The sequence below is a fragment of the Bacteroidota bacterium genome (genome assembly GCA_030017895.1).
Classification (GTDB): Bacteria; Bacteroidota; Ignavibacteria; order UBA10030; family BY39; genus JASEGV01.
Map to the genome: position 1 here is coordinate 1 of JASEGV010000173.1, position 555 is coordinate 555.

Below are 555 nucleotides of genomic sequence, written 5' to 3' on the forward strand. Positions count from 1 at the left end.
TTTTTAGTTTACTGCCCGGATGATACAATCTCGTTATTACCAAATGTCGAAACAGCTCTTCCTTTACCTGACCAAAACCTATTGCATCATAAATTCTACCAAATATCAACTCCGGACCTATTACTTGTATCTGTCCGTTTTTTATTGTGCTCAGATAACTTTCTATTAACGCATCATCCCGATTTACAAAAAGTGTTATTTCCCCTTGTAGTTCTTGAAGATATTGACGTGCCTTCTGATAAAGAAATTCTATTTCCTGTTCTGTTTTTCCGGTGCCGAGCGTTTTTACTACTTTGTACTTTCCACCATCTTTAGAGATAATTTGAACGCTGATACTTTTATTTCGGTTCTTATTTTTTCGAATAAACATGCCTTAATATAGCTCTGCAGCACCCAATTTGACAAGCCCTAAGACGCCAACCTATTATTTTACAATGATTTAATTTTTTGTTGAAAGAGGCTTGCGGAAGACAAGAAGGGATACAACACTGACTCTCACAATGAGTTATACTGGAATCAATTTTTCATTTGTTAAACCGGTTGCTCAAATAGTTG

At 35.7% G+C, this 555-nt stretch carries 1 protein-coding gene; it reads right to left on the reverse strand.

The window, feature by feature from the left end:
* On the reverse strand, positions 1-370 hold a 370-nt coding region (locus QME58_14515), incomplete at its 3' end, for a transposase (protein MDI6805024.1).
* Positions 371-555: the final 185 nt, after the last annotated feature.